The organism is Citrobacter sp. Res13-Sevr-PEB04-36 (genome assembly GCF_015672735.1).
Classification (GTDB): domain Bacteria; phylum Pseudomonadota; class Gammaproteobacteria; order Enterobacterales; family Enterobacteriaceae; genus Citrobacter.
The window spans coordinates 49,999-57,329 of the sequence record NZ_JADABY010000071.1 but is presented as its reverse complement, the minus strand read 5'-3'; the positions used below and the strand labels follow the sequence as shown (position 1 = coordinate 57,329).

Here is a 7,331-nt window from a genome sequence, read left to right as displayed (position 1 = left end):
TGAGTGAAATTTTTTTACGCAGTCTGCGAAAATCTGTCCCTGCCTGCCTCCCTCCTCGTAAAAATCCGAAACCTTTCTCTGCTAATTAAAAACGTGATATATATCTCATAATAAAAAGTAACAATTATATAACATTCCGTTCACTAAAAAATACCATTCATCATTGATAAATTCATCAGATCCTTGGCAGGGGTACAATTCTAATGGCTGATAGCAGTGTAACTGAGAATGGGGTGCTGAAGGACAGCGACACCCGTCGTCGTATATGGGCAATCGTAGGTGCATCATCGGGGAATCTGGTCGAATGGTTTGATTTCTATATCTACTCTTTCTGTTCTCTCTATTTTGCTCATATCTTTTTTCCTTCAGGAAATACCACCACGCAACTTTTACAGACCGCGGGGGTTTTCGCCGCAGGCTTTCTGATGCGGCCCATTGGCGGATGGATGTTTGGCCGGATAGCCGATAAGCACGGACGTAAAAAGTCCATGCTATTGTCAGTATGCATGATGTGTATGGGATCGCTGGTGATCGCCTGTCTACCCGGGTATGAAACCATTGGCACCTGGGCCCCTGCGCTGTTACTGCTTGCCAGGTTATTCCAGGGGTTGTCTGTTGGCGGTGAATATGGCACCAGTGCGACCTACATGAGTGAAGTCGCCGTAGAAGGTAAGAAAGGGTTTTATGCCTCATTCCAGTACGTGACCTTAATTGGTGGGCAACTTCTGGCATTGCTGGTTGTGGTGATATTACAGCAAACGTTAGAAGACTCAGCGCTCAGAGCATGGGGCTGGCGTATTCCCTTTGCGCTGGGAGCCGTACTGGCGATTGTCGCGCTCTGGTTACGTCGTCAGTTAGATGAAACCTCAAAACAGGATGTGCGTGCGCTGAAAGAAGCAGGCTCCCTGAAAGGGCTATGGCGTAACCGCAAAGCCTTCGTGATGGTGCTCGGATTTACTGCCGCAGGTTCGTTATGTTTCTATACCTTTACCACCTACATGCAGAAGTACCTGGTGAACACGGCAGGTATGCATGCCAACGTGGCCAGCGGTATAATGACGGCAGCGCTGTGCGTGTTTATGCTGGTACAACCGCTGTTCGGCGCGTTGTCAGATAAAATTGGCCGACGTACCTCGATGCTGTGTTTTGGCGCATTAGCCACGTTGTTTACCGTTCCTATTCTGACGGCATTGCAGAATGTGACCTCCCCGTATATGGCATTTGGTCTGGTCATGTGTGCCTTGCTGATCGTCAGTTTCTACACTTCAATCAGTGGTATTCTGAAGGCCGAAATGTTCCCGGCACAGGTTCGCGCGTTGGGGGTTGGATTGTCTTATGCAGTGGCGAATGCCTTGTTTGGTGGATCGGCTGAATATGTTGCGCTGTCGCTGAAGTCTGTTGGCATGGAAACCACATTCTTCTGGTACGTCACCGCTCTGGCCGTGGTTGCATTTTTTGTCTCATTACTGCTGCACCGCAAAGGTAAAGGCCTGCGCCTCTAATGGTGGGCCATTTGCCAGACGGCATAGCCGGTGGATGCGCCAGCGACATCCCAGGCAAAATCTTTCCAACTCCAACCGCTTCCTGTGGGGCGACTGTCCCACAGTTCTTTCGATGCGCCAAGGCTAATCGAGAACATGAAACCGATGGTAGCGCTGCGATCGGGGCTGTTTCCCTGATGCTGAGCGTACTCGTTACCGGCAGCGGCCAGCATGGCTGAGGCAATGAAGTGTTGCGCTTTATCTTGTCCACTCCAGTTGTCGTTTGCCATATGGCTACAACCAGAAAGCGTCAGGATACTGGTGAGAATAAACAGGCGCACCGTTGTCTCCATAGGAAAAACCCCGTCAATGACGGGGTTCAGGTTACAGAATACGGCTGATTAATCTATCGATTCGGATACGGCGAAGTCGACGAATAAGTTTACGGACTTTGACCGGGTAGTCGGCAATACTCTGCAGATCTCGATAGTGCTTAACGGCGGTCGTGTGTCTGCGGATGAGCTCCAGCTCTTTTTCTCGCTGAGGAGTCAATTCCTGCTTAGGATCGTGGATTAGGATGGCATTTTCCAGATCCAGGCGCCAGGCGCGAGGGTTAAGGTTGTTGCCGGTGAGCAGCATCCATTTATCATCCACCCACATGCCTTTCAGATGATAAGTATTGTCATCATCTTTCCATAAGCGTACGACCAGCTGATCGGTATTAACATAATACTGCAGTCGGCTCAGGAAGCGGCGCAGGTTAATTTCATACAGATAGGGCAGCGCGCCGATAATCTTAAACGGCTCATCTTCCGGGATGAAAAAGTCGTTAGCGGTCTTATCGCCCACGATAATTTCAACTTTTTTCCCTTCACGCAGAAGCTGGATAATATTGCGCACCAGTATGGCAGGCAGGTTGAAATAAGGGGTACAGATTGTGAGTTTCTGCTCCGCGCAGGGCATAAGATGGAAAATGGTCTTATTCAGCAGACTGGATTTTCCGAGCCCAACCAGAGGGGTCACTGAAAGCTGTTCGTTATCCGCATTTCCCTGGAAATGGAATGACGCATCACGTAGTTCCTGACGATACAGGCGGATGTCGTTTTTAATTTCCGGGCTTTTAGGGCGATTGGTATCATCAAGACGATTCACGCCGCGACCGTTCATCAGGTTCTGCGTGACCCAGTCAAACATGATGTCAGCCATTTGCGCATTGCGAATCAACTGATAGCGATCGTAGCGATATTTATCATGCTGGTGCAGGTAAACATCGTTCAGGCTGGCACCGCTATACAGGACGCTATCATCAATGATAAAGCCTTTGAAATGCAGAACGCCGAGCGCTTCACGAGTGTTAATCGGTACGCCGTAGACCGGAATATCGATCCCCGGGTTTTCTTGCGCCATTCGGCAATACCAGTCAGCGTTGGTATTGGACGCTGCTGCGCCAATGCGTCCACGCTGGGCACGATGCCAGTCGACAAGCACCCGGATATTAAGCTCAGGACGCTGCCGCTTAGCCGCATAAAGCGCGTCGAGGATGCCTTTGCCACCGTCGTCCTGTTCCAGATACAGGGCGATGATGCAAATACGTCGCGTCGCGCTGGCTATTTTCTCCAGCAGAGTCTCCCTGAAATTAGCGGGAGCATAAAAGAAATCTACATCATCAACTGATTGAGAAATCTTAGGTAGTTGGGCAAGGTGTTGTTGATGTTTATTACGCTTAAATTTTGACAACATCACAGTGCATTTCTTCTCTGTTCATTGAAGGGTCCTCTGTGCTATGCAGACGACATAAGCGAGCAATGATAACACCAGTGCCCGTTAAAGTGGTCAACATTTCCAGTACCTTACTCACGATTCCTCATATTGGGCCAGATTAAGCGTTAGCCCAACAATTCCCTCTTCGAGCTGGATGTCTACAGCAAACCCGAGTTTTCGGGCCAGGGCGACCATCCCCCGATTGTTCGGCATCGTAATACCATTTAGACGTCTCAGTCCGTGATCTCGGGTATAGGCAATTAATTTTTCCATTAATCGCCGCCCGAGTCCCAGTCCTTTGAGATCCGATCGCACCAGCACGGCAAATTCGGCATCGACGTTATCTGGATCGGAAATGGCGCGCGTTACGCCGAGGATCTCTTCAGTGTTATCACTGCAACGTACCGCCACAAAGGCCATTTCCCGATCGTAGTCGATCTGCGTCATATTGGCTAAATCTTCATGGGTAAATTCATTGATCTCACTGAAATAACGGTAATATAGATCTTCTTTCGTCACCTGCGAAATGAACTGCTGCAGATGGGGTTCATCCTCCGGCAGAATAGGGCGAAACAGACAGCGTTCGCCGTTCTTCATCTCGACCCACTCTTCAAGTTGATGAGGATAGGGACGCACGGCCAGTCTGCTTTCGTTGTCGCCCGTGAAGGGGGCTATGTCCAGCGTAACATCGAGGGCGGTAAATTCACCCGCAGAGGCCAGTAGCGGGTGGATATCCAGACGTTGAATTTCCGGGCAATCGACGATCAGATTGGACACCTGAACCAGAAGCTGGCTTAAACCTGCGACGTCTAAGGGACGTAGCGCACTGCGGGCGCGGATCTTTTTATTTTTGATCCCCTGGATCACCAGATAACGCGCGAGGTTCATGTTCAGCGGCGGTAATGCCACCACAGCTTGCTCTTCCGGCCGCCACTCTACGCCACCTTCTCCCAACATAATGAGCGGTCCAAATACCGGATCGTGTTCGACAACCACGCGCAGTTCCTGAGCTCCCGCGCGATTAGCCATACTCTGGACGAGCAAACCGTGGATGCGCGCCTGAGGCCAGGCCATTTTCACCCGATCAAAAATCGCATTAGCGGCCTGCTGCACTTCGGTTGCCGTTCGCAGGTAGAGCATAACCCCCTGAACTTCTGATTTATGCGGGATATCAGGAGAACGTAGCTTGAGCGCTACCGGATAACCAATTTGCTCGGCGATGTGTACAGCTTCTGCGCTGTCGCTGGCAATCCAGGTGGGCAGCGTGTGCAAGCCATAGGCGTGCAAAATAGGCTGAACTTCATGCGTATCCAGCGATGTCGCCCCGTCAGCAATCGCCCGCTGTAACAGACTATGCGCCTCGGCGGTGTTGGCCGTTAGGTTGTCGGGGAGCACCGGCGTTTCACGCAACTGCTTCTGGTTACGTCGATATTCAACCATATGCATAAACGCGGTGATGGTGCCTTCCGGTGTACGATAGGTGGGTAATCCCGCTTCACTAAACAACCTGCGGGCTTCCTGGGATGAAAACTCTCCGCACCAGTTAGTGAGTAAGGAGACAAATTTGCCTCGCGGATGCTGTTTCACCGCTTCGATTAGCGCCTGCGCGCTTTCGGTGCCAGGTGCGGCTGCGCTGGGCGAATGGATGACCATCAGGGCGTCAAAATCCTGACTGGCGAGTAAAATATCCAGAGTTTTAACGTAATGCTCGCTGTTGGCGTCGTCGCGCAGATCCAGCGGGTTGGCAATATCAATGTGGACGGGTAACGCATCGCGTAATTTCTGGCAGGTCTCTTCACTAAGCGTGGCCAGTTTGCCGTTTCGCGACCATAGCTCATCTAAAGCCAGTGCGGCAGGTGCGGCACCGTTGCTGATGATCATCAGCCTGTCGCCACGTAAGGGGCGCATGTGGCTGAGGGTTTCTACCGCTGAGAAAAGCTCGTGCGTGTCCTGCACGCGCAGCAGACCGGCACGTTGGATGGCGGCGTCCCAGGCTGGGTCCATCCCGGAGCTGGTATGCAGCAAACGCTGAGCCGCCGGGCTGCGACCGCTTTTAATCACCAAAATAGGTTTGTTGCGCGATGCACTACGTGCCGCCGAGACGAAGCGGCGGGCATCGCTCAAATGTTCGAGGTAGAGCAAAATCGCACTGGTTTTACTGTCGCGGGCCAGGTAATCAAGCAGCTCATCAACGTCAATATCCAGGCTGTCACCCAGGGCAATAAAATAGGAAAAGCCCATTTCTCTCTGTTGCGCCCAGTCAAGAATCGTATTAGATACGGCGGCAGACTGAGAGATAAACGCCAATTTACCGCGTTTAATCGGTACCGGTGAAAAACTGGCGTTAAGCCCCTGCCAGGGGGCGAGAAGCCCCAGACTGTTGGGGCCGAGCAGACGTATTTTATAGCGTGAAGCACAGGCCAGCAGTTCCGCGTGCTGCGCCGCGGGTGCTGACAAAATAATACAGGTTTTGCAGCCTTTCTCGCCCAGCTCCTCCAGCAGCGCCAGGTTGCGGCTGGCATTGGTGCACAAGACGGCGAGATCGGGAGAAAAAGGCAGACTGGCGATAGTGGGCCAGGCCAGCACGCCCAACACCGCTTTCCAGGCAGGTGTCACCGGTAAAACCGGTCCGTTGAAACCTCCGGCCAGTAAGTTACGCATCATCAGGTAACCCGCACGATTGGGCTTCATTGACGCCCCAATCACCGCAATGGATTTTGGTCGCAGTAGCGCTTCCAGACCACGTTGACTCATATCGGCTTCCTTAATGACACCAGTGACCGAATGATTTTAAACGCTTTCTGTCGAGTCTGCTGTGACGCTTCCCTGATGTTGGGTTTTTCCTGCCAGGTAGCGAGTTTTAAAAAGCGTGAAGTGCTCGCCTAATCCTTCGGCTGCCTGCGTGTCTCCAGCCAGATCCAGTAAGGCAATCGCCACTTCGGCGGTGCAATATTGCCCCTCGGCATGCACCTCGCGCAGGTGGTAAGCGGAAAGGCGTGATAAATCGACGGAGATTACCGGTAAGTTATCGAGATACGGGCTTTTGCGGAACATTTTGCGCGCTTCCGGCCAGGTGCCATCGAGCATAATGAATAGTGGTGGCTTACCCGTCGGTGGCGTGAAAATGACCTCACGGCCCTCATCGGCATAAGATGCCGGGAATACCACCATCGGCTGATAATCCGGGTTTTTCACTAGCTCAAGCAATGCTGACGGCGGCTCGGTGCGAGACCACTGAAACGCGGCGGTATCCGGCAGAATATCGGCAATCAACCGCCCGGTGTTGCTTGGCTTCATCGGTTCAGTGTCAAACATCACCAGGCAAAAACGGCTGTTCGCCTGGACAGGTCTCAGTGTTTCGCACAGGCACAGTTTCAGCGGCAGTAAGCAGCGCTGACAGCGGCGAATACGGTTACCTCGGGCAAGAAAAGGGCGCGTGGCGCGCGCAAGGCGCTCGGCACGTAACTGGAGAACAGCGTTATTGGTCATCGGGAAGCACGTTGAAAAACGCTATTGTCGCAGAGGACAAAACGGGGCACAAGGTGTGCCCCGCAGAGATTATAATGATTCGTTAAGCCAGCTATCAAACGGGGCTTTAGGCACTGCGCCATTGAGCATATCGACGACTTCACCTTTCTTGAATATCATAATGGTCGGAATACTGCGGATGCCGAAACGAGCGCTGAGTTCGCGTTCAGCTTCGGTATTCACTTTAACAAAACGTACTTTACCGCTACGCTCTTCTGCGACATCTTCAAAAATGGGGGCGAAGTTACGGCATGGGCCACACCATGGCGCCCAGAAATCGACCACCACCGGAAGATCGTCTTTTAACAGCTTATCCAGCGTAGCACCGGTCGCATTGATCACCTCACCGTCAAACAGGTCGTGACCGCAGCGTCCGCATTTTGCCGTATCCTGAATGCGATCTTCGGGGATGCGGTTGATAGCCTGGCAGCTGGTACAAACGGTATTCATAACTAACCTCTGGATGAGTAGGGTGGACTTCGCGGCAATCACGCCGATATGTTTCTGTTATGTTACATATTATCGGAGAGACTGTTTTAAACAGCAATGCGTTTTATTCAA

The 7,331-nt window shown here is 52.1% G+C and carries 6 protein-coding genes; 1 reads left to right on the top strand and 5 read right to left on the bottom strand.

Features of this window, described 5'->3' with window-relative positions; genetic code table 11:
• The first annotated feature begins 203 nt into the window (after positions 1-203).
• Complete coding sequence (locus IMQ48_RS21035) at positions 204-1,502, top strand: MFS transporter (RefSeq protein ID WP_196210518.1); 1,299 nt, start codon at positions 204-206, stop codon at positions 1,500-1,502.
• Here IMQ48_RS21035 and IMQ48_RS21030 read toward each other — a convergent pair.
• The 5 genes from IMQ48_RS21030 to trxC form a co-directional block, all read right to left on the bottom strand.
• Complete coding sequence (locus IMQ48_RS21030; protein ID WP_230326504.1) at positions 1,499-1,834, bottom strand: YfiM family lipoprotein; 336 nt, start codon at positions 1,832-1,834, stop codon at positions 1,499-1,501. The two genes, IMQ48_RS21035 and IMQ48_RS21030, sit on opposite strands and share 4 nt — an antisense overlap.
• A gap of 31 nt (positions 1,835-1,865) precedes the next feature.
• Positions 1,866-3,221, bottom strand: coding sequence for a CDP-diacylglycerol--serine O-phosphatidyltransferase (pssA, locus tag IMQ48_RS21025; protein WP_196210522.1), 1,356 nt, complete (start codon positions 3,219-3,221; stop codon positions 1,866-1,868).
• Between the two features lie 114 nt (positions 3,222-3,335).
• Positions 3,336-5,996 (bottom strand): protein lysine acetyltransferase, encoded by a 2,661-nt coding sequence (pat, locus tag IMQ48_RS21020; RefSeq protein WP_196210517.1) that lies wholly within the window; start codon positions 5,994-5,996, stop codon positions 3,336-3,338.
• A gap of 36 nt (positions 5,997-6,032) precedes the next feature.
• On the bottom strand, positions 6,033-6,731 hold the full coding sequence (gene tapT, locus IMQ48_RS21015; protein WP_196210516.1) for a tRNA-uridine aminocarboxypropyltransferase: 699 nt from the start codon (positions 6,729-6,731) through the stop codon (positions 6,033-6,035).
• 69 nt (positions 6,732-6,800) lie between these two features.
• Complete coding sequence (gene trxC, locus IMQ48_RS21010) at positions 6,801-7,220, bottom strand: thioredoxin TrxC (protein ID WP_196210515.1); 420 nt, start codon at positions 7,218-7,220, stop codon at positions 6,801-6,803.
• Between the last annotated feature and the right edge of the window lie 111 nt (positions 7,221-7,331).